Raw genomic sequence first — 22086 nt, forward strand, 5'->3', positions numbered from 1 at the left:
GCTCCTGTTTGCGTTTGGATGGACAGAACGTTTTACTCGAGGGTTTCAGAGGCCGATTTCGTTCCGGCAGGCAGCAAGCCATCGGCGCGGAACATCGATTTAATCCCTCTGATCGCCTGACGGATACGATCGCGGTTCTCAATCAGCGCGAAACGCACATGGGTATCACCGTAATCACCAAAGCCAATTCCGGGCGACACGCACACTTTAGCGTCGTTCAATAGTTTTTTCGCGAAGTCCAGCGACCCCATCCCGGCATACTGTTCCGGGATCTTCGCCCACACGTACATCGAGGCCTTCGGCATTTCGACCATCCACCCGGCCTCATGCAGCCCTTTCACCAGCACGTCACGGCGACGCTTATACTGCTCGGCGATATCACGCACGCACTGCTGATCGCCTTCCAGCGCCGCAATGGCAGCAACCTGCAGCGGGGTAAACGTACCGTAGTCGTGATAGCTCTTAATCCGCGCCAGGGCATTGACCAGCGTTTTGTTGCCCACCATAAAGCCAATGCGCCAGCCGGCCATGTTGTAACTTTTCGACAGCGTGAAAAACTCTACCGCCACGTCGCGCGCCCCTGGCACCTGCATGATGGACGGCGCTTTCCAGCCATCGTAAACGATGTCGGCGTAAGCCAAATCGTGCACCACCAGTACATCGTAACGCTTCGCCAGCGCGACCACTTTCTCAAAAAATTCTAACTCAACGCACTGCGCCGTCGGGTTAGACGGGAAACCGAGGATCATCATCTTCGGTTTCGGATAACTTTCGCGAATCGCGCGTTCCAGTTCGTTGAAGAAATCGATACCTTCCACCAGCGGAACAGAACGCACCTGAGCGCCAGCAATCACCGCGCCGTAGATATGGATGGGATAGCTGGGGTTCGGCACCAGCACCGTATCGCCATGATCGAGCGTCGCCAGCATCAGGTGCGCCAGCCCCTCTTTTGAGCCAATGGTGACGATCGCTTCAGATTCCGGATCGATATCAACTTCATAGCGTTCCTGATACCAGCGGGAGATGGCCCGACGCAGGCGTGGGATACCGCGAGAAGTGGAATAACCGTGCGTATCGGGGCGCTGCGCCACGGTACACAGTTTTTCGACGATGTGAGGCGGCGTTGGGCCGTCCGGGTTCCCCATGCTGAAGTCGATAATATCTTCGCCGCGCCGACGCGCAGCCATCTTCAGTTCAGCCGTGATGTTAAAAACGTAGGGGGGGAGACGATCAATACGCGTAAAGCGACGTTCAGGGCGAGAGTCAGCCATAATTTCCTCAGATTCACGTTAGCGCCCGGACCGTCCGAGCGACGCTGCCACGATGGTGGCATGTTTAGAAAATAGCCTGATTAAAATCCCTCTGTCGAGAGGGAAAGGAAAATATTTTTTTGTTTCTCAAAAGAGGAATATCAATTTTAAAAGAGGAAGTGATTCGTTTTCGTCGCCGTTAAATGTTACGTTTTTATAACACTCTGTTGTTATGGTAGTAACCATGAAAGCCCGCGTTTTATGAGATGTATTGTAAATACACCAATCATTCATCAATCCCCTTTTAAAATTGAGGTTTTTCCTCATTAGCCACCCGATCTCAGCAGGCTGGTCATCCGCCCTGCGGTTACCTATCATAGTCCTTTAACCCTTTGGCAAGAGTCCCCCCGTGCACGAAATATTTACCATGCTGCTGGCCGTCTTTGACCGGGCTGCGCTGATGCTATTCTGTCTGTTCTTTCTCATCCGCATCCGCCTGTTTCGCGAGCTGCTGCATAAGTCTGCCCATACGCCAAAAGAACTGCTCGCCGTTACCGCCATTTTTTCGATGTTCGCATTGTTCAGTACCTGGTCCGGCGTGCCGGTAGAAGGTTCACTGGTGAACGTGCGTATTATTGCCGTGATGTCAGGCGGGATCCTGTTTGGTCCGTGGGTAGGTATTATTACGGGGGTGATTGCCGGGACGCACCGCTATCTGATCGACATTGGTGGCGTGACGGCGATCCCCTGCTTTATCACCAGTATTCTGGCGGGGTGTCTTGCCGGCTGGATTAACCGTAAGATCCCCAAAGCCCAACACTGGCGCGCCGGGATTTTAGGCGGCATGCTTTGTGAAACGCTGACGATGATCCTGGTTGTCCTCTGGGCGCCAACCACCGAACTGGGGCTGGATATCGTCTCGAAAATCGGTATTCCGATGATCCTCGGCAGCGTCTGTATCGGGTTTATCGTGCTGCTGGTACAGAGCGTTGAGGGTGAGAAGGAAGCGAGCGCCGCGCGGCAGGCCAAGCTGGCACTGGATATCGCCAATAAAACCCTGCCCTTGTTTCGCCAGGTCAACAGTGAATCGCTGCGCCAGATCTGCGAAATTATTCGTCACGATATCCACGCCGATGCGGTGGCAATTACCAATACCCAGCACGTGCTGGCCTACGTCGGTGTCGGAGAAGCCAACTACCGCAATCACGATGACTTCGTCAGCCCGACCACCCAGCAGGCGATCAATCACGGTGAAATCATTATTAAAAACAATGATGAAGCACACCGCACGCCAGAAATTCACTCCATGCTGGTCATTCCATTATGGGAAAAAGGCGTCGTGACCGGCACGCTGAAAATTTATTACTGCCACGCCCATCAGATCACCTCGTCATTGCAGGAGATGGCAATAGGTCTGTCGCAAATTATCTCGACCCAGCTCGAGGTGTCCCGCACCGAGCAATTGCGGGAGATGGCAAATAAGGCAGAGCTACGCGCGCTGCAAAGTAAAATTAATCCTCATTTCCTGTTTAACGCCCTGAACGCGATTTCGTCATCGATTCGGCTTAATCCGGACACGGCCCGTCAGCTCATTTTTAATTTGTCGCGTTACCTGCGCTATAACATTGAGTTAAAGGATGACGAGCAAATCGACATCAAAAAAGAGCTGTACCAAATCAAGGATTACATTGCCATTGAACAGGCCCGTTTTGGTGACAAGCTGACCGTGATTTATGATATTGATGAAGAGGTCAACTGCTCCATCCCCAGCCTGCTGATACAACCGTTAGTCGAGAACGCCATTGTCCATGGCATTCAGCCCTGTAAAGGGAAAGGCGTGGTGACGATTAGCGTCGCCGAGTGTGGTAACCGGGTGCGCATTGCCGTAAGAGACACCGGCCACGGTATCGATCCAAAAGTGATTGAGCGTGTGGAATCCAACGAAATGCCGGGCAATAAAATTGGTCTGCTTAATGTCCATCATCGCGTTAAGCTGTTATACGGTGAAGGTCTGCATATTCGCCGCCTGGAGCCAGGTACCGAAATCGCCTTTTATGTGCCGAACCAGCACACCGCGACCGCGACGCCCGCCACGTTATTGCTTTAAGCCGGAGTAACACTGTGAAAGTCATCATCGTTGAAGATGAATTCCTTGCCCAACAGGAACTCAGTTGGCTGATTAAAGAACACAGCCAGATGGAGATTGTCGGCACGTTTGACGACGGTCTGGATGTGCTGAAGTTTTTGCAGCATCACCGCGTCGACGCCATTTTTCTTGATATCAATATTCCGTCTCTGGACGGCGTTCTGCTGGCGCAAAATATCAGTCAGTTCGCCCATAAGCCGTTTATTGTGTTTATTACCGCGTGGAAAGAACATGCGGTTGAAGCGTTTGAGCTGGAAGCGTTTGACTATATTCTCAAGCCGTATCAGGAATCACGGATCGTCGGGATGCTGCAAAAGCTGGAGACAGCCTGGCAACAGCAACAGTCCGGCGCCGCAGCGGTTGGGCCGGTTACGCGTGAAAACGACACCATCAACCTGATCAAAGATGAGCGGATTATCGTCACGCCGATCAACGATATTTATTACGCCGAAGCACATGAGAAAATGACGTTTGTCTATACGCGGCGGGAGTCGTACGTGATGCCCATCAATATCACCGAGTTCTGCAACAAACTGCCACCCTCGCATTTTTTCCGCTGCCACCGCTCGTTCTGCGTCAACCTGAACAAGATCCGCGAGATTGAGCCGTGGTTTAACAATACTTATATTCTGCGGCTCAAGGATCTGGAATTTGAGATTCCCGTAAGCCGCAGCAAGGTAAAAGAGTTCCGCCAGCTAATGCATTTATAGTGGACTGCGCTGTGCTGTCGACAGGCAGCGCAGAAATCAAACTTTGAGCATTTTGACCGTGGACTCGATATCAATCTCATCTTCCGAGAAGATCAGCGTCGTGCCCTGGAAGGTGGTGATCGCCAGTTTTTTCACCGTGCGCATTTCACCCGCTTTTTCCGCGGTTTTCGGTCTGATGCTGCTCATCAGCAGTCCAACAGAGAGCACCGCATTTTCTTTATCAATCGGCGTATCGGCCGGGACTTCTTCGCTGAACACCACGAATGACTTAATCGAGGTGAGCTTTAGCCGCTCGCCCGCGATATAGATATATTTGCTGTCCGGCACGACCTTCACCGCATACGCGGAAAGACCTTTGTTATTGGTCGTTGGCTCAAAGGTTACCGCCGCATCTTTCTTAATCAGCTCAGGGTTGGCAACCTTAATCACATGAAAATAGCGGTTATCGCCGTTCTCATCTTTGATAAATCCAAAACCTTTATCTTTAAACCACGTTGTGATTGTTCCGTTCATCGCCATTACCGTCTGGTTAATCTACTCAATTTTTTGCAGCGCGCAGTGTAAAGCACAATGCCTGCGCAGACCACGTCTTTGGGTTAAGTCTGGATGATAAATTTCAGGGATGCGAGGGAAAGTGAAGTCGCCGTCATTCGCCGGTCAGCAGAAAATGGGTTATCATCCGCACCCACTTTCCCGCCGGGCAGCCTGATGTCTACGATTATTGATACCTTTATTGCCCCACCGTGCGACGACGAGATAGAGACGCTCTATCAGGACGATCACCTGGTGTTGATCAACAAACCCGCTGGGCTGCTCAGTCTTTCAGGAAAGCATCCGCAAAATCTCGATTCGGTACACTATCGACTGGTTCAGCAATTTCCTGGCTGCACGCTGGTTCACCGCCTGGATTTCGGTACGTCCGGACTGATGGTGGTGGCGCGTAATAAGGCGATCAATGCCGCCCTCTGCCACCAGTTCAGCCAGCGCACCGTCAGTAAAGTCTACAGCGCGCTGCTCTGCGGACATCTGGACGCTGACGAGGGGACGATCGACGCACCGATTGCCAAAGATCCAGCCCTGTTCCCGCGGATGACGATTTGCCCGCTCAAGGGCAAACCCGCGCGGTCTCGCTATCAGGTCGTTGAGCGCGTTGTCCGGCAACTGGCCGATGGGACCATGATGCCGTTGACGCGGGTCCAACTCACGCCGGAGACCGGACGCACGCATCAGCTACGCATTCACTGCCAGCGAGTGGGGCACCCCATTCTGGGCTGCGACCTGTATGGCGGCCGCCTGCAGCCCGGTACAGAACAGGCTTCGCGTCTGATGCTTCACGCCAGCGAACTGCGCTTTGTTCACCCCGTCAGCGGGGAGCACATCAATGCTCATCACCCCGCGCCGTTCTGAATGCGTCTTACCACATCAAATCATCAGGCACTTTAAAATCAGCATACGGATCGTCTTCATCCTGCTCTTCCTGACTCAGCGCGCTGTGTAATACGATGCTGTTTGCATCGCGCTGCGCAATTTTATCGGCGACGCTGGCCGGGATAATCGCGTATTCGCTCTCGTCGCTGTTATCGGTAGCCAGACGCGCAATGGCCAGACGTCCGTTGATCAACTGCGCCTGAGTTAGCTTATCCACTTCGATTTTTTTGATGAGATTGTTATCGGTGAAGTTAAAGCCAATGTCGCCTTTTGCGACAGTGATCCGGTTCATTTCAATCAGTTGCTTCACCTGGGCTTTAAACTCTTTCGCCAGCGTCGCCTGTTTTTGCTGCTCGCTGAGCTGTTTGTCACGCTCAAGCTGCGCCTTTTTATTTTCTTCGACCGCCTCTCTTGCCTCACGAGCCTGCACGCGTGATTTTTTAGCCGTTCTCTGGACTTTCGCCATCTTTTTGCTGGTTACTAAACCCGCTTTGAGCATCTGCTCTTGTAAGGTAAGTTTCGTCATCTTTGCTTCTGAGTCTGGTGAATGATAGGTGGAATTATACCTGCAATATTTGAGGCGATACCAGTTGGCAGACACGTTTCACCGGTATCGTCATGATCGGACCAGGACTACGAATGCTGTTCAGCCATAAACCCTGAATCAGAGTGCGAACACTGTCTCAATTTCGATTCTGAGATCGGGTGCAAAAAGACGGCTGACTTCAACGAGGGAACTGGCAGGCAGATATTCACCGTAGTGCCGGTAAAGGACCTCGCGCAACGTGTTAATTTCATCAAATGAGGTAATGAAAATAGTCACTTTTATCAGCGCGGAAAAATCGATGCCTTCTGCGGCGGTCACTTTCTTTATCTGAGCAAATATCTCTTCCGCCTGTTCTGCGATACCACCGCGCTGAGCCGGCGTGCCAAAGGCGGTCAGCCCCGAAATATAGAGCGTCCCATTGTATTTCACCGCATGAACGTAAGGCGCGTTAACGTCACCTAATTCAGGGTAGTTTTTGCGTTCTACCGTTTTCATTCTGTCGGTTCCTTAATCAAATGGGTGAAAAAAACCGCGTGAGGTACGCGGTTTGTCTGTTTAACGTGGCTTATAGGATCTGACCTAACGTCTGGCGCAAATGCGCGCCAGAGCCAAGCAGGCCAGGATTATCGTGAACGATCAGATACACCGGAATATCCTGCACGTAGGCCTTAAAACGACCTTTATCTTCAAAACCACCACGGAAGCCCGACGCTTTGAAGAATTCCAGGAAACGCGGCACGATGCCACCGGCGATGTAGACGCCGCCAAAGGTGCCTAACGTTAGCGCCAGATCGCCGCCGAAACGTCCCATGATCACACAAAACAGCGACAGCGCGCGGCGACAGTCAGTGCAACTGTCGGCCAGGGCGCGTTCGGTAATATCTTTTGGCTGCAAATTTTCCGGCAGACGTCCGTCGGATTTGACGATGGCGCGGTACAAGTTCACCAGCCCTGGACCGGACAGTACGCGTTCCGCAGAAACATGACCAATCTCGGCACGCAGTACCTCCAGGATGATCGCCTCTTCTTCACTGTTCGGCGCGAAATCTACGTGACCGCCCTCGCCCGGCAGGCTGACCCAACGCTTATCGACATGGACCAGATGCGATACTCCCAGACCGGTGCCCGCACCATAAACCGCGATAGGTTTACCCTCAACCGGTTCCGCGCCGCCAAACTGGATCAGATGCTCTTTTTTCAGCATCGGGATCGCCATCGACACCGCGGTGAAATCATTAATGATTTCCAGATGGCTAAAACCAAGATTCTTTTTCATCTTCGCAATAGAAAATGCCCAGGTATGGTTGGTCATCGCGACCCAGTCCCCCGTAATCGGGCAGGCAATCGCGATACAGCCAGCGTTCACGTTAACCTTGTGCTCATCGAGGTAAACTCGCACAACAGCTTCCAGGCTGGGATAGTCCAGACCGGAATAGGTTTTGGCCTGCGAGATCTCACCGCTGTCGATATCACACAGAGCAAGACGGGCGTTGGTGCCGCCGACATCACCTACTAAAGCATACTTTGTCATTCTTCTACTGCTCCGCTAAAGTCAAAATAAGTCTTTGCCACACTGTAAATATACGGGGGCATAACAACAATGTCAGAAAAGCGAGTCCCCTGAAAATATCGATCCAGGTCACACAATAACTTTATCGTTTCAGCACCATTTGCAGCGATGCCATCCGGCTGACGCGGCAAACTGAGCGCAAGACACGGCATTAAGGAAAAAAACATGCTCCATCCGCGAGCCAGAACCATGTTGTTATTGTCGCTTCCCGCGTTGATCCTGGGGGTCGCATCCAGTTTAGTCCTGATTGTGGTCATGAAGTTTGCGTCCATCTTGCAGAGCATACTCTGGCAACGTCTGCCGGGCAGTCTGGGGATCGCTGCCGATTCTCCCCTCTGGATCATGCTCACCCTGACGTTAACCGGGGTTATGGTCGGTCTGGTGATTCGCTACAGCACCGGACATGCCGGTCCGGATCCGGCCACTGAACCGCTTATTGGCGCGCCGATTTCTCCTGCCGCGTTGCCAGGCTTGATCATCGCGCTGGTGTTGGGTCTGGCGGGTGGGGTCAGCCTCGGTCCCGAGCATCCGATTATGGCTGTTAACATCGCGTTAGCCGTTGCCCTGGGTCGTCGGCTATTCCCGCGGATTGGCGCACTCGACTGGACCATTCTGGCCTCTGCTGGCACCATCGGCGCCCTGTTTGGCACACCGGTCGCCGCCGCATTGATTTTCTCGCAAACCCTGAGCGGCTCTAATGACACCCCTTTATGGGATCGGCTCTTTGCGCCGTTAATGGCGGCGGCGGCAGGTTCGCTGACCACCAGCCTGTTCTTTCATCCGCATTTCTCGCTCCCTATCGCCCACTACACCCAGATGCGCATTGTGGACATTTTCTCCGGAGCCGTGGTGGCGGCGATTGCTATTGCGGCGGGGATGGTGGCGGTCTGGTGCTTACCCCGGTTGCACGCTTTACTGCATCGCCTGAAGAACCCGGTGGTGCTCCTTGGCGTCGGCGGCTTCCTTTTAGGGATACTCGGCGTGGTGGGAGGACCGCTAACGTTGTTTAAAGGTCTGGATGAAATGCAGCAAATGGCGTTCAGCCAGACGCTCGGCGCAACGGATTTCTTCATGTTAGCGGTGATTAAACTCGCCGCGCTGGTCATTGCGGCGGCCAGCGGTTTTCGCGGAGGGCGAATCTTCCCGGCGGTATTTATTGGCGTAGCGTTAGGGCTGATGTTGCATGCCCACGTTGAAGCCGTTCCGGCGGCCATTACCGTCTCCTGCGCGATTCTGGGACTGGTGCTGGTCGTCACCCGTGACGGCTGGCTCAGCCTGTTTATGGCCGCAGTGGTGGTGCCGGACACCACCCTGCTGCCGCTACTGTGTATTGTCATGCTTCCGGCCTGGCTGTTACTGGCGGGCAAGCCGATGATGGTCGCCAACCGGGAAGATAAATAGTCATCCGCTGTTACGCGATTCCAGCGCCTGGGTGACCTTGCGTAGCAGCGTGGGTAAGTCGGCTTTCGGTAGCACAACTTCAATTAGCGAGAGCCGCTGTGGATGCTCCAGCCGGGCCAGTACCTCCTCGAGTTGGATGGCCTGAGTCACCCGCCAGCATTCAGCCTGATCCGCAAGGCTGAATGCCCGTGGGATCTGCGTCCAGTTCCAGGAAGCAATATCGTTGTACCGCTGTTTCTCCCCGTGGATCGCTCGCTCAACGGTATACCCGTCGTTATTGAGCACCAGAATCACCGGCGTGTGCCCGTCACGCAGCATGGAGCCTATTTCCTGGATCGTCAGTTGCGCTGCGCCGTCGCCGGTTATCAGAATAACCCGACGTCCAGGTGCCGCCGTTTGTGCGCCAAACGCTGCGGGCAGCGAGTAGCCTATCGAACCCCAGAGCGGTTGTACTATCAGTTCCGCCCCCGTAGGCAGCGACAAAGACGCGGCCCCAAACGCCGCCGTTCCCTGATCGGCGAGGATCAGATCGCCGGGTACCAGCGCCTGCTGCACGGTATGCCAGAAATTCTCCTGGGTCAGCGCCCCTCTTTCGATGTGCGGCTGCACGGCCGCAGATTTAGCGGACGGCGGCGCAAAAGAGAGCTCCAGACACAGCTCACGCAACGTGGTGACCGCCTGTTCCATAGACAGACCACTGAACCAGGTTCCTCCCACCCGCGATGCCTGCGGCTGAACCTCAATGGTACGTTCCAGCGCCAGTTGCTGGGTAAAACCGGCAGTCAGCGTATCGACGAATCGGGTTCCCACACAAATCGTGGTATCCACCTGTTCTATCGCCTGACGGACATCGTCACTGCTGGCCCCCGCGCTGTAAGTGCCGACAAACCCCGGTTGCTGTTCGTCGAAAAGCCCCTTCCCCATCAACAGCGTGGCGTGGGCCATGGGCGTCTCAACCATCCAGCGTTGCAGGACCGGTTGTAGACCAAAGCGATGGGCGAGAAAATCTGCCAGCAGCGCAACGCGTGGACTGTTGATCAGCATTTGTCGTGCATGGTAGCGAAATGCCGTCACCACGTTCTCCTGCCATTCCGGCCCAGAGAGAGCCAGCTCCGCCGAGGGAGGCAATGCGGGACGTTTTGCTACATCAGCAGGCAGCATCAGGTAACCCGGGCGATGGGCGGTCAACATCGCGCACAGGACGCGGTCAATCTCGTAACAGGCGTTTGGCTCATCCAGCAGCGCACTGGCAGCACAGAGGGACTGGCTCATACGGTAGAAGTGCTGGAAATCGCCGTCGCCCAGCGTGTGGTGCATCAGTTCGCCCCGACGCTGCGCGCCGCTACACGGGGCGCCAACAATATGCAAAACGGGGACATATTCCGCATAGCTGCCCGCCAGGCCATTCATCGCACTGAGTTCACCCACGCCGAACGTGGTCAGCAACGCGCCTGCTCCAGCGACCCGTGCGTAACCGTCCGCCGCATAGGCGGCATTAAGCTCGTTTGCGCACCCGACCCAGCGCACGTGCGGATGATCGATCACATGGTCAAGAAACTGCAAATTGTAATCGCCCGGTACGCCAAACAGATGCCCGATGCCGCACCCGGCAATTCTGTCGAGCAGGTAATCCGCAACGGTATAAGGGGTTTGCATGACAGCTTTCCTTCTGACGGTAACCTCATGTTGAGTATTGAAGAAGCGTCGGGGCTGTCCAGAAAGCGGCGGCGATGAGGGTGGAAAGCAGAATTTACAGTGGCCGGGGTGAAAATGTCATTGAAAAATGATGAGTGTAAACGTATACACTTGAGAGCTGAATTCACTGCGAGGGAAGAAAATGGTTTACCAGCCTGATGAAAATCGCTATCAGAGGATGGCATTTCGCCGCTGCGGTCAGAACGGTCTGAAGCTACCCGCTATCTCGCTTGGCCTGTGGCATAACTTCGGCGATACCACCCAGGTGGAAAACAGCCGGGCCCTGCTTCAGCGCGCGTTTGATCTGGGGATCACCCACTTCGACCTCGCAAATAACTACGGCCCTCCGCCGGGTTCAGCGGAACGTAACTTTGGCCGTCTCCTTCAGGAAGATTTTTTGCCGTGGCGCGATGAGCTGATAATCTCCACCAAAGCGGGTTATACCATGTGGGAAGGCCCTTACGGCGACTGGGGATCCCGCAAATATCTGATTGCCAGCCTTGACCAAAGTCTGAAGCGGATGGGGCTCGAATATGTGGATATTTTCTACCACCACCGTCCCGACCCTGAAACGCCCCTGCAAGAGACGATGAAAGCACTGGACCACATCGTGCGCCAGGGAAAAGCGCTGTATGTGGGGCTCTCCAATTACCCTGCCGACCGCGCCCGTGAAGCTATCGATATCCTCAATGATTTGGGCACACCGTGTCTGATTCATCAGCCTAAATATTCGATGTTTGAACGCTGGGTAGAGGACGAACTGCTGGAGATGTTGCAGGAAAAAGGGGTGGGAAGTATCGCGTTTTCACCGCTGGCAGGAGGACAACTCACCGATCGCTACCTGAATGGGATCCCGGCTGACTCCAGAGCCGCGAGCGGAAGCCGTTTTCTGAATCCGGATCAGCTCACCGCCGGGAAACTGGAAACCGTACGCCAGCTCAATACGCTGGCCGAAAAACGTGGGCAAAAACTGTCGCAGATGGCGCTCGCGTGGATACTGCGTAACGATAACGTCACCTCGGTGCTGATTGGTGCCAGTAAAACCACGCAGATTGAAGATGCGGTCGGCATGCTGGCCAATCGTCATTTCACCGACCAGGAGTGCGCCGATATCGACAACATTCTGAACAGCACGCGTTAACTGCATTTTTAGCAATTCGTGCTCTCATTCATGATTTAAGAGTTAAGGCGATGAAATGGGGCTTTACGGCCCCGTAATATTACGTTAACAGGCCGACTACGGCTTCGATCGTGAAGGAGATAAAGAATGTTCAGGTCACTGATTCTGGCGGCAGCCTTACTGGCTTTTACACCGCTTGCCGCAAACGCGGGCGAAATCACCCTGTTGCCATCGATAAAATTACAAATTGGCGATCGCGATAATTACGGTAACTACTGGGACGGCGGACACTGGCGTGACCGTGACTACTGGCATCGCAATTATGAATGGCGTAAAAATCGCTGGTGGCGACATGACAATGGCTATCACCGTGGCTGGGATAAGCGTAATGCTTATGAGCGCGGATACCGGGAAGGCTGGCGCGATCGCGACGACCACCGGGGTCGCGGCAAAGGTCACGGACACCGTCATTAATTCCATTTTTATTGAAAGCCCGATGCGCAGGCCTCGGGCTTTTTCATTACCGGTTACAAACCCAGCGCCGTGCCAACCAGTAGCCACAGATTCAGCGCCACCACCAGCACCACAATCATCCAACCAATCTGTTTAACCCAGCGAGTGTTCACCAGATCGCCCATCAATTTACTGTCGCTGGTAAAAATCAGCAGCGGCACCAGCGCCAGTGCGATACCGAAGCTTAACAGCACCTGGCTCATCACCAGAATACGCGTCGGGTCAAGACCTATCAGAATAACGATAAATGACGGCATCATGGTGATGGTACGACGCACCCACAAGGGGATATGAAAGCGGACAAATCCCTGCATCACAACCTGCCCCGCCAGCGTTCCCACCACCGTTGACGACAGTCCCGCCGCCACCAGGCTCAGCCCGAATACCGTTGCCGCCGCGTGGCTTAATAACGGCTCCAGCGTCAGATAGGCTTGATCCAGATCGGCAATACCCGTATGACCACTAAAGTGAAACGCTGCGGCAGCCGTCGCCATCATCGCCAGATTGACGAACCCCGCAATGGTCATGGCGATAGCCACATCCCATTTTGTCGCCGCATAGCGCTGCTGACGAGTACCGCCGTGCAGATGTTGCGTTAACGAAGAGTGTAGGTAGATGACGTGCGGCATGATGGTTGCGCCCAACACCCCGGCAGCCAGAAACACCGCTTCAGAGTTTGGCAAGCTGGGGATCATCATGCCTTTACTCAGTTGCACAAAGTTGGGTTGGGAAAATATCAGTTCAACAATATAGGCCATGGCGACGAACAGCAGCAGGCCGCCGATCACTTTTTCCAGCGGCTTTTGCCCGCGCCGCTGGAGCATCAGGATCAGGAAGGTGGCGATCCCGGTCAATACCGCTCCCTGCAATAGCGAAACGCCGAGGATCAGTTTGAATCCTATTGCCGCACCGATAAATTCAGCAAGATCGGTCGCCATCGCGATGATCTCCGCCTGTACCCAATAGAACCAGACCACCGGACGCGGGTAGCGATCGCGAATTTGTTCAGCCAGATTCTTACCCGTGGCAATGCCCAGTTTGGCTGACAAGACCTGGATAAGCATCGCCATCAGGTTTGCCCAGACCACAACCCACAGCAGTTGATAACCAAAGCTGGCACCGGCCTGAATATTCGTCGCGAAGTTGCCCGGGTCGATATACCCGATAGCCGCAACGAACGCAGGCCCCATTAATGTGAGCCTTAACTTGCGCGCTGCTCTTCCACTGCTACTCTCAACGCGATCGTTTGTCATTTTCTGCCTCTGAAACATAGCCTGTGCTATGTTTTATGTTATGCCTGATGAGAATGGTTATCAAGTGCATGTAATAAAGGTAACCTTGATTTCTCTGACAGGCGGGAACGATAACGAGTGCGGGTACAGGAAATGCGCGCAGCATGTTTAATAATTGTTATTATATTAGCACAATAACTTAACTATTTACTTTCGAATTAGACATAACAGAAGTGTATGCCGGATCACTATTTTTGAATCTCGTCACAGGTCCTGATTATAGTGTGTGTTAGATCTCGTTTTCTTTGCACGCGTTGCATAGAATGTGCACGGAAATTTAACCTGCCTCATATTTGGAGCAAATATGGACCGCGTCCTTCATTTTGTCCTGGCACTTGCCGTTGTTGCGATCCTCGCATTGCTGGTAAGCAGTGACCGTAAAAAAATTCGCATTCGTTATGTCGTTCAACTGCTTGTTATCGAAGTGTTACTGGCGTGGTTCTTCCTGAACTCTGACGTCGGCCTCGGCTTCGTTAGAGGCTTTTCCGAAATGTTTGAAAAACTGCTCGGATTCGCCAATGAAGGGACGAACTTCGTCTTTGGCAGTATGAACGACAAAGGCCTGGCCTTCTTCTTCCTGAAAGTCCTGTGCCCTATCGTCTTCATTTCAGCGTTGATCGGTATTCTGCAGCATATTCGCGTGCTGCCGATTATCATCCGTTCTATTGGCTTCCTGTTATCCAAAGTCAACGGTATGGGCAAACTGGAATCCTTCAACGCCGTCAGCTCGCTGATCCTTGGCCAGTCTGAGAACTTTATCGCGTATAAAGACATTCTGGGCAAAATGTCCCGCAACCGCATGTACACCATGGCTGCAACGGCAATGTCCACCGTTTCCATGTCTATCGTCGGCGCGTACATGACCATGCTGGAGCCAAAATACGTCGTTGCGGCGCTGGTTCTGAACATGTTCAGCACCTTTATCGTACTGTCGCTGATCAACCCGTATCGCGTTGACGCCAGCGAAGAAAACATCCAGATGTCCAACCTGCACGAAGGCCAGAGCTTCTTCGAAATGCTGGGTGAATACATCCTGGCTGGCTTCAAAGTTGCGATTATCGTTGCGGCCATGCTGATCGGTTTCATCGCCCTGATCGCCGCGCTGAACGCCCTGTTCGCTACCGTGACCGGCTGGTTCGGCTACAGCATCTCCTTCCAGGGCATCCTGGGCTACATCTTCTATCCGATTGCCTGGGTGATGGGTGTGCCGTCCAGCGAAGCACTGCAGGTGGGCAGCATCATGGCGACCAAACTGGTTTCCAACGAATTTGTTGCGATGATGGACCTGCAGAAAATCGCCTCCACGCTCTCTCCGCGCGCTGAAGGTATCCTCTCAGTGTTCCTGGTTTCCTTCGCCAACTTCTCTTCTATCGGTATCATCGCGGGCGCGATTAAAGGCCTGAACGAAGAGCAAGGTAACGTCGTGTCCCGCTTCGGTCTGAAGCTGGTTTACGGCTCTACGCTGGTGAGCGTCCTGTCGGCATCTATCGCCGCACTGGTTCTGTAAGACAGCACTGACATAAAAACGGGGAGCGCATCCCCGTTTTTTTATCCCTGTAATTCCCCTAACGGCCTCGGTCGTCCAATCAAATACCCTTGCAGGTAGTTCACCCCCAGGCTTAACAGCAGCTCCCGCTGCGCAGGCGTCTCTACATATTCCGCCACCACGCTTAACGACTTTGCTTTTGCCAGATCGGTTATCGACTTCACGATCATCGCATCCAGAGAATCGGTCATAATATCTTTTACGAACACGCCATCGATTTTGATGATGTCTGCCTGCAGGCGCTTCAGGCGCTCATAATTGGCATAGCCGGTTCCAAAATCATCAATCGCAATCCTGAAGCCAAACCTGTGCAACTGTTCGATGTTTTGCATGCTGGTTTCCGAATTGGAAAACGCCTGCTCTTCAGTTATCTCAATGATCACCGTTTCTGGCGCGATACCATAACGGGTAAACAGGCGAATGATGCGCGGCGCCGTCTCTTTTTGCAGCAAGGTCAGCGGCATTAAATTGACCGAAAAAAGCGGCCCTGGCTCAGTAGAAGGATGCTCCGATAACCAGTTCAGCAAGGCTTCAACTACCTGCAGATCAAAGCGGGCGCTGAGGTTAAACTGTGCTATTAGCGGGATAAATTGATCCGGGGTCATGATGCCTTCATCGCTTTTCAGCCGCGCGAGAATTTCATCGTATCCTTTGCCCTGAGCGTCGCGGATAGGCTGCGCGTAAAGCAGAAGATCGCCACCATCGAGTGCTTTACGTATTTTATTGAGCAGCAGCACCCGTTCGGTTGTCTGACCTGTCGCCACTTCCTGGCTGTGAGTCAGTGCCAGCACCCGGTGATTTGCGCAGGATTGTTCCGCCAGCCAACTCAACTGACCCAACAGCGGTTGCAACGTCTCCTGCTTACCGTCCCATTGTCCCCAGGATGCGCCATAGCCCATGTCCAGCCCGGTGTTGTTCCAGTAAATTTTACGACTGTTCAACAGGTCGAGCATATGTTGCAGGCGGGCGTCCACCTCCGACCCATTGAGCACCAGCAATAATTCACTGCCGGGCAACTGGAAGATTTTTTCATCCTCAAGCATCAACGGTTGCAGCATACGGTGCACCGTGCGTTTGCTATGCACGCGCATCAGCATGCCGTAATGACGACTGAGAAACTCCATATTCTCCAGGCGCAGACAGCAGACGCTCTGCCCGGCCCCTTTTTGCAGGAACTGTTCCAGCGCGCGCAGATTCGGCAAGCGGGTTAAAGGATCGGTAAGCGCCTGCTGATGCCAACGACGATTTAACCATTCGCTACGCTGGTAGATACGCATCATATAGAGCAGACAAATACTGAACGAAACCAATACCGACAGGACGAAGGCCAACGAATACTCCGACCCGACGCCCTGTAAAAAATTGCGGTTGTAGGTCAGCAAGAACAGCGTTGAAACCGCCCAGCTCAGGTTCAAAAAAGGGTAAGTCAGCTTGCCCACGCCGGAGGTGAAAATGATAAAGAAAACAGGAACCAGATACCCGGCGATGTAATCGTTGTCATACGGGGTGCACATCAGGATGAGCAAAACAGCGATGACAGCGAGCCAGCACAAGGTAAATAAGCGAATTTCCTTCTTGAAACAGGGGGCGATATCTCTACGCCAGAATGTTCGGGCATAGTGTGGACTCACGATCATCCGCATCGGGTAATAAAAAAGCATGGTGAAAATTAGCACCGCGGAGATCAGGCTTAGAATATCGACAATCGTGAAAATAGCGGCTGCAGTACCAAAGAACGTCGAGACGGCCACCGGAAAGTCGAGATAATGACCCGCCAGATACATGCTGATTTTGATGCCCACAGGGGTAATAAAACCGAACAAAATGACGCGTCGCCAGATATTGCGATTGGGTAGCCCACAGCGCCAGCGCGAACCCAATTGCCAGCGAGCAATAGCGCAAACACCCACCACAACAAACATCTGGCAAAACAGAAGTACTGCCCCCTGGGCAAACGGCAGATGAAGATTCCAGAGGTTAGTAATATACAACGCTAACATGACGGGCAGAACACCGCGCCTGCCGAAAAGAAACATCATCGACAGCAGGACGCACAGCGGCAACCACGAAAGATAGATATAACTGGAATCCACAATCGCAAGCGGGGAAATCAAACGCGAAAACTGGATGGCTGCGATGGAGAGCACGATCGCAAGAGCGAATATTCTTATATTATTTATCAGGTTGCGCTTGACTGGCATGGATTGACTGCTCTCACGGAACGAACTATTAATCACATTAATAATAAGTTTATTCGCATCGCGAAGCAAACCTATGCCCACCAGAAACAGATGTCACAATTTGCAGAAAAGACTCTGGCTTATCAGCAACTGTATTACAAAAATGGAAGGTATGCAGAGATAAAAAAACCCCCGCTTTACAGCGAGGGTTCTGAATTTGGTGGAGCTAAGCGGGATCGAACCGCTGACCTCTTGCATGCCATGCAAGCGCTCTCCCAGCTGAGCTATAGCCCCACGATGCGTTTACGTACCAAAATTGTTGGGTTCAATTTTTGGTGGAGCTAAGCGGGATCGAACCGCTGACCTCTTGCATGCCATGCAAGCGCTCTCCCAGCTGAGCTATAGCCCCATTACGTAAAGCTTGTCGAGTTGACGGGCGGCATCATATGAATTCCCTTCGCATGTGTCAACGGCAAATTGAAAACGCCGATTCTAATCGCTGAAAAAGCAGACAACTGAATAGCAATGCGTAACAACTCGCATTCAGTAGTTAAACACGTCACGGTTTCCACTAAAATGGTGCTATAAAATGAACCACTAATTAACCATACGACTATTCAGGGAATCTTTATGTTCAAGGAGCGGATGACGCCAGAAGAACTCGCTAATCTGACGGGTTACAGCCGACAGACCATCAATAAGTGGGTACGAAAAGAGGGTTGGGCGACATCACCAAAACCAGGCGTCCAGGGCGGTAAAGCACGACTGGTGCATGTTAACGAACAGGTTCGTGAATATATCCGCAGCGCAGAACGCTCGGCGGAAGGGCTGTCTGACACCTTCTCGCCCCCAGGCGATGCCTCACTGGAAGCGCTACTGGTCAAACTGGTGAAAGAGATGACACCAGCCGAACAAAAACACTTTACCTCTTTGCTACTGCGGGAAGGGATTACCGGTTTATTACAACGCTTAGGGATCCGCGACAGCAAATAATATGAAAAGATTACGCAGCAAAATGACCACCGAAGAACTGGCGGATTGTCTCGGTGTGGCTAAACAAACCGTGAATCGCTGGATCCGTGAGCAAAAATGGGAAACGGAAAAATTTCCAGGTGTTAAAGGTGGTCGGGCAAGGCTCGTTCATATCGACACGCGCGTGCGAGAATTTATTCTGAACATCCCGGCGTTTCGTAACCATTCTGCATTTTATCAGGCTGAGGAGTCGCTGGCTGAATACAACCCTGCCATACGCAGTCATGCCTATCGCCAGATTATTGATGCCGTGGAAAATATGTCCGAAGAGGAACGGGAAAAGTTAGCGCTGTTTCTTTCACGCGAAGGCATCCGCGGTTTTCTTACTCGCCTGGGTCTGAACGATTCTGAGTGACGCAAATAAAAACGGCAGAGTCTCCCCTGCCGTTCTGCTAATGCGCCGATCGCTTACTGCTGCGCTTCACGCTCTGCAATAAAAGCCAGTGCTTTATTGATACGCTCGATGCTTCGGGTTTTACCAATCGCATGTACCGTTACGTCTAAGCCAGGAGACTGGCCCGCACCGGTTACCGCAACGCGCAGCGGCATACCAACTTTGCCCATCCCCACTTCAAGCTCATCGGCGGTCGCCTGAATGGCATGGTGCACGTTTTCAGCCGTCCACTCGGTAATGGCCGCCAGTTTGTCGCGCACGACTTCCAGCGGCTGACGCGCAACCGGACGCAGGTGTTTCTTCGCAGCATCAGCATCAAACTCGGCAAAGTCTTCGTAGAAGTAACGGCAGCTCTGCGCCATCTCTTTCAAAGTCTTGCAACGCTCGCCCAGCAGTTTCACCAGATCAGCCAGCTGTGGACCATTGCGCGTGTCGATGTTTTCCTGCTCGATGTGCCACTGCAGATGCGTTGCCACATACTCCGGTGCCAGCGAGTTAATGTAGTGATGGTTCAGCCACTGCAGTTTTTCCGTATTGAACGCGCTGGCAGATTTGCTGACCGCACCGAGGGAGAACAGCTTGATCATCTCTTCACGGGTGAAGATTTCCTGATCGCCGCTGGACCAGCCCAGACGCACCAGGTAGTTCAACAGGGCTTCCGGCAGATAACCGTCATCACGATACTGCATAACGCTCACCGCGCCGTGACGTTTGGACAGTTTTTTACCATCGTCGCCGTTGATCATGGAAACGTGGGCATACACCGGCACCGGTGCGTTCAGCGCTTTAAGGATGTTGATCTGGCGCGGAGTATTGTTGATATGGTCTTCACCACGAATCACGTGGGTGATCTCCATATCCCAGTCGTCCACCACAACACAGAAGTTATAGGTCGGGGAACCGTCGGTGCGGCGGATAATCAGATCGTCCAGCTCCTGATTACTGAATTCGATCGGGCCACGGATCTGGTCGTCAAAAATGACAGAACCGTCCTGCGGGTTGGCAAAACGGACAACGCAAGGCTCGTCATCTGCGTGATGTTCATGACCATGACGGCAGCGACCGTCGTAACGCGGCTTTTCGCCCTTCGCCATCTGCTCTTCACGCAGTGCGTCCAGACGCTCTTTGGAGCAGTAGCATTTATAGGCTGTGCCCGCTTCCAGCATCTCATCAATCACTGCGTTATAACGATCGAAACGCTTAGTCTGGAAGTACGGACCTTCGTCCCATTCCAGGCTCAGCCAGTTCATCCCATCCATAATGGCTTCGATCGCTTCCGGCGTGGAACGTTCAAGATCGGTGTCTTCAATACGCAGCACAAACTCACCGCCGTGATTACGTGCAAAAAGCCAGGAATAGAGAGCAGTACGCGCACCACCGACGTGCAGATAACCTGTCGGGCTTGGCGCGAAGCGAGTTTTGATTTTCATGAAATGGCCTTACGTTTATAAAGATGCCGACAACCGGCAAATCCGGGGAAAATGGAATGGCCGATATTCTATCACTGTGAGGTAAATCCTCAATGTTGTTACCGGGTAAACGCCGCGCATAGACGTTTTTGTTTAGAAATCATGCGTCAGAGACCGTTTCGCTATCGTTTTGTTTAAAATTACGACGAACGAACAATTTCTTTAGAAAAGGCGTTGACTCATTTTCAACTCTCCCTATAATGCGACTCCACACAGCGGGGGTGATTAGCTCAGCTGGGAGAGCACCTCCCTTACAAGGAGGGGGTCGGCGGTTCGATCCCGTCATCACCCACCAACTACTTTATGTAGTCTCCGCCGTGTAGATAAGAAATTGAGAAGTGGGTGATTAGCTCAGCTGGGAGAGCACCTCCCTTACAAGGAGGGGGTCGGCGGTTCGATCCCGTCATCACCCACCACTTTCTCACCAGCTAAATTTCTTATTGTGAAGTACCGAAGTGGGTGATTAGCTCAGCTGGGAGAGCACCTCCCTTACAAGGAGGGGGTCGGCGGTTCGATCCCGTCATCACCCACCACTTCGGGTCGTTAGCTCAGTTGGTAGAGCAGTTGACTTTTAATCAATTGGTCGCAGGTTCGAATCCTGCACGACCCACCAATGTAGAAAGGCGCCCTAAAGGCGCCTTTTTGCTATGCGCAGAATGTCACGATTCGAGCCTGATGGCGCTTCGCTTATCAGGCCTACACTGCTCAGTTAAGCCGCGTAGGCCGGATAAGACGTCAGTCGCCATCCGGCGATATCAGGATTCACAAGGCTCAAACCTGCTTACCTGATGGCGCTACGCTTATCAGGTCTACGGTTCTCCGTTACGTCGTTAAGGCGACAATCATATGGTCCAGTGCTGGTGTCGCCTGCTGCTGGTCATACACAATGTACAAATCTGCCGGAATACGCTCTTCTAATGGACGGAACACCACTCCCGGCCAGTTCATCTGCGCATAACTGTCTGCAATCAGCGTAATGCCGATCCCCATGCTAATCATCGCCAGTACGGTTTGCGGCTCCATCACTTCACGAATAATCATTGGAGAGAATCCGGCGCTCTGACAAACGCGTTGCAGAAACGCCCAGTCTGTGTGAATGGACGGCATGGTGACGAAATATTCATTGCGCAGTGCGGCTAACGGCACGGCCTCACGGGCAGTCAGCGGATGTTCTTCCGGCATCGCAACCAGAAAAGAGGATTCATGCAGCCGCAGGCTGGTAAATCCAGGCGCAGGGTCAATCGCCATTCGCCAGACACCAGCATCCAGTTCACGTCGCTCCAGCATAGCCATCTGCATTGCCGGCATATTTTCGCGAAACAACACCTCAACGTTGGGATTCGCCTTCAGGAATCGCCGCATGACCGGGCGCATTTTTCCCCACATCGCGGTGCCGATCACCCCCAGTTCGATCCGCCCTGCTTCACCGCGCCCAATCTGTTCGACTCGTGCCAGTACCTGATTAGCGCTGGAAAGCAGACGCCGCGACTCTTCCATCAGGATTTTCCCCGCATGGGTCAACGCCACGCTGCGGGAATGCCGGATAAACAACAGCGTGCCAAGCTCCTGTTCCAGCTCCTTAATATGAATGCTCAGCGGAGGCTGCGACATATTCAGACGAACCGCGGCGCGTCCAAAATGCAACTCTTCGGCGACGGCAAGAAAATAACGCAGTAACTTGAGATCGATACGATGCGTGCGTTCCATGGGTAATGCGCTCCTGAGGGGAAGAGTGATGCGCCAGGTTACCACATTGCATCGCAGAACTGGAACGGCGGGCAACACTCGCCCGC

At 53.2% G+C, this 22086-nt stretch carries 20 protein-coding genes and 6 tRNA genes; 13 read left to right on the forward strand and 13 right to left on the reverse strand.

Annotated features, from left to right (window positions below):
- Positions 1-32: 32 nt before the first annotated feature.
- Entirely contained in the window at positions 33-1271 is a 1239-nt protein-coding gene (gene alaC / locus QQZ17_RS24155; protein WP_152403156.1) for an alanine transaminase, read from the reverse strand.
- Between the two features lie 388 nt (positions 1272-1659).
- Between alaC and QQZ17_RS24160 the strand changes: the two genes are divergently transcribed.
- Positions 1660-3357 carry a sensor histidine kinase gene (locus QQZ17_RS24160; protein ID WP_152403153.1) on the forward strand — a complete coding sequence of 566 codons (1698 nt, stop codon included), beginning with the start codon at positions 1660-1662 and terminating at the stop codon, positions 3355-3357.
- A gap of 14 nt (positions 3358-3371) precedes the next feature.
- On the forward strand, positions 3372-4106 hold the full coding sequence (locus tag QQZ17_RS24165; protein ID WP_152403151.1) for a LytR/AlgR family response regulator transcription factor: 735 nt from the start codon (positions 3372-3374) through the stop codon (positions 4104-4106).
- Between the two features lie 36 nt (positions 4107-4142).
- Here the strand turns inward: QQZ17_RS24165 and QQZ17_RS24170 are convergent, their stop codons facing one another.
- Positions 4143-4625, reverse strand: coding sequence for a cold-shock protein (locus QQZ17_RS24170; RefSeq protein ID WP_152403149.1), 483 nt, complete (start codon positions 4623-4625; stop codon positions 4143-4145).
- 189 nt (positions 4626-4814) lie between these two features.
- Here QQZ17_RS24170 and QQZ17_RS24175 point away from each other — a divergent pair, with 189 nt between their 5' ends.
- Positions 4815-5513: an RluA family pseudouridine synthase gene (locus QQZ17_RS24175; protein ID WP_152403146.1), complete on the forward strand. Its 699-nt coding sequence runs from the start codon at positions 4815-4817 to the stop codon at positions 5511-5513.
- Between the two features lie 7 nt (positions 5514-5520).
- On the opposite strand, the gene QQZ17_RS24180 is transcribed toward QQZ17_RS24175, so the two are convergent.
- From QQZ17_RS24180 to glk, 3 genes are all read right to left on the reverse strand, one after another.
- Positions 5521-6060: a DUF2058 domain-containing protein gene (locus QQZ17_RS24180; protein ID WP_152403144.1), complete on the reverse strand. Its 540-nt coding sequence runs from the start codon at positions 6058-6060 to the stop codon at positions 5521-5523.
- Positions 6061-6198: 138 nt separating this feature from the next.
- Entirely contained in the window at positions 6199-6576 is a 378-nt protein-coding gene (locus QQZ17_RS24185; protein ID WP_152403142.1) for a RidA family protein, read from the reverse strand.
- Between the two features lie 70 nt (positions 6577-6646).
- Positions 6647-7612: a glucokinase gene (gene glk, locus QQZ17_RS24190; RefSeq protein WP_284554205.1), complete on the reverse strand. Its 966-nt coding sequence runs from the start codon at positions 7610-7612 to the stop codon at positions 6647-6649.
- A gap of 204 nt (positions 7613-7816) precedes the next feature.
- On the opposite strand from glk, the gene QQZ17_RS24195 reads away from it, so the two are divergent.
- Entirely contained in the window at positions 7817-9052 is a 1236-nt protein-coding gene (locus tag QQZ17_RS24195) for an ion channel protein (RefSeq protein ID WP_152403124.1), read from the forward strand.
- Here the strand turns inward: QQZ17_RS24195 and QQZ17_RS24200 are convergent, their stop codons facing one another.
- Complete coding sequence (locus tag QQZ17_RS24200) at positions 9053-10708, reverse strand: alpha-keto acid decarboxylase family protein (protein WP_152403122.1); 1656 nt, start codon at positions 10706-10708, stop codon at positions 9053-9055. It abuts the gene before it with no gap.
- A gap of 181 nt (positions 10709-10889) precedes the next feature.
- Here QQZ17_RS24200 and mgrA point away from each other — a divergent pair, with 181 nt between their 5' ends.
- Together mgrA and ypeC are read left to right on the forward strand one after the other, a co-directional pair.
- Entirely contained in the window at positions 10890-11888 is a 999-nt protein-coding gene (gene mgrA / locus QQZ17_RS24205; RefSeq protein ID WP_152403120.1) for an L-glyceraldehyde 3-phosphate reductase, read from the forward strand.
- Positions 11889-12014: 126 nt separating this feature from the next.
- The gene (ypeC, locus tag QQZ17_RS24210; RefSeq protein ID WP_061074882.1) at positions 12015-12341 is read left to right on the forward strand and encodes a DUF2502 domain-containing protein YpeC; all 327 of its coding nucleotides are present in this window, start codon (positions 12015-12017) and stop codon (positions 12339-12341) included.
- Between the two features lie 53 nt (positions 12342-12394).
- Here ypeC and QQZ17_RS24215 read toward each other — a convergent pair whose 3' ends face one another.
- Both QQZ17_RS24215 and QQZ17_RS26530 read right to left on the reverse strand, forming a co-directional pair.
- Positions 12395-13633, reverse strand: coding sequence for an Nramp family divalent metal transporter (locus QQZ17_RS24215; protein WP_152403118.1), 1239 nt, complete (start codon positions 13631-13633; stop codon positions 12395-12397).
- On the reverse strand, positions 13614-13778 hold the full coding sequence (locus QQZ17_RS26530; protein ID WP_442548505.1) for a hypothetical protein: 165 nt from the start codon (positions 13776-13778) through the stop codon (positions 13614-13616). The genes QQZ17_RS24215 and QQZ17_RS26530 overlap by 20 nt, the downstream gene beginning before the upstream one ends.
- 198 nt (positions 13779-13976) lie before the next feature.
- On the opposite strand from QQZ17_RS26530, the gene nupC reads away from it, so the two are divergent.
- Positions 13977-15179 carry a nucleoside permease NupC gene (nupC, locus tag QQZ17_RS24220; RefSeq protein ID WP_042317699.1) on the forward strand — a complete coding sequence of 401 codons (1203 nt, stop codon included), beginning with the start codon at positions 13977-13979 and terminating at the stop codon, positions 15177-15179.
- A 41-nt stretch (positions 15180-15220) separates the two neighbouring features.
- Here the strand turns inward: nupC and QQZ17_RS24225 are convergent, their stop codons facing one another.
- From QQZ17_RS24225 to QQZ17_RS24235, 3 genes are all read right to left on the reverse strand, one after another.
- Positions 15221-17419, reverse strand: coding sequence for a bifunctional diguanylate cyclase/phosphodiesterase (locus tag QQZ17_RS24225; RefSeq protein ID WP_284554206.1), 2199 nt, complete (start codon positions 17417-17419; stop codon positions 15221-15223).
- Between the two features lie 197 nt (positions 17420-17616).
- Positions 17617-17692: transfer RNA gene (locus QQZ17_RS24230), tRNA-Ala, on the reverse strand.
- 39 nt (positions 17693-17731) lie between these two features.
- Positions 17732-17807, reverse strand: a tRNA-Ala gene (locus tag QQZ17_RS24235).
- Positions 17808-18028: 221 nt separating this feature from the next.
- On the opposite strand from QQZ17_RS24235, the gene QQZ17_RS24240 reads away from it, so the two are divergent.
- Positions 18029-18391, forward strand: a complete 363-nt coding sequence (locus QQZ17_RS24240; RefSeq protein WP_042317698.1) for a MerR family transcriptional regulator — start codon at positions 18029-18031, stop codon at positions 18389-18391.
- Position 18392: 1 nt separating this feature from the next.
- Positions 18393-18785 carry a MerR family transcriptional regulator gene (locus QQZ17_RS24245; protein ID WP_152403113.1) on the forward strand — a complete coding sequence of 131 codons (393 nt, stop codon included), beginning with the start codon at positions 18393-18395 and terminating at the stop codon, positions 18783-18785.
- A gap of 53 nt (positions 18786-18838) precedes the next feature.
- Here the strand turns inward: QQZ17_RS24245 and gltX are convergent, their stop codons facing one another.
- Entirely contained in the window at positions 18839-20254 is a 1416-nt protein-coding gene (gene gltX / locus QQZ17_RS24250) for a glutamate--tRNA ligase (protein ID WP_152403111.1), read from the reverse strand.
- A gap of 258 nt (positions 20255-20512) precedes the next feature.
- Between gltX and QQZ17_RS24255 the strand changes: the two genes are divergently transcribed.
- The 4 genes from QQZ17_RS24255 (at position 20513) to QQZ17_RS24270 (ending at position 20906) form a co-directional block, all read left to right on the forward strand.
- Positions 20513-20588, forward strand: a tRNA-Val gene (locus QQZ17_RS24255).
- Positions 20589-20633: 45 nt separating this feature from the next.
- Positions 20634-20709 (forward strand) — tRNA-Val (locus tag QQZ17_RS24260).
- Positions 20710-20750: 41 nt separating this feature from the next.
- Positions 20751-20826 (forward strand) — tRNA-Val (locus QQZ17_RS24265).
- Between the two features lie 4 nt (positions 20827-20830).
- Positions 20831-20906 (forward strand) — tRNA-Lys (locus QQZ17_RS24270).
- A gap of 209 nt (positions 20907-21115) precedes the next feature.
- Here QQZ17_RS24270 and QQZ17_RS24275 read toward each other — a convergent pair.
- On the reverse strand, positions 21116-22000 hold the full coding sequence (locus QQZ17_RS24275; protein ID WP_152403109.1) for a LysR family transcriptional regulator: 885 nt from the start codon (positions 21998-22000) through the stop codon (positions 21116-21118).
- Between the last annotated feature and the right edge of the window lie 86 nt (positions 22001-22086).

The organism is Citrobacter sp. T1.2D-1 (assembly GCF_950098555.1).
In the GTDB taxonomy this organism is placed as follows: Bacteria; Pseudomonadota; Gammaproteobacteria; order Enterobacterales; family Enterobacteriaceae; genus Citrobacter_A; species Citrobacter_A telavivensis.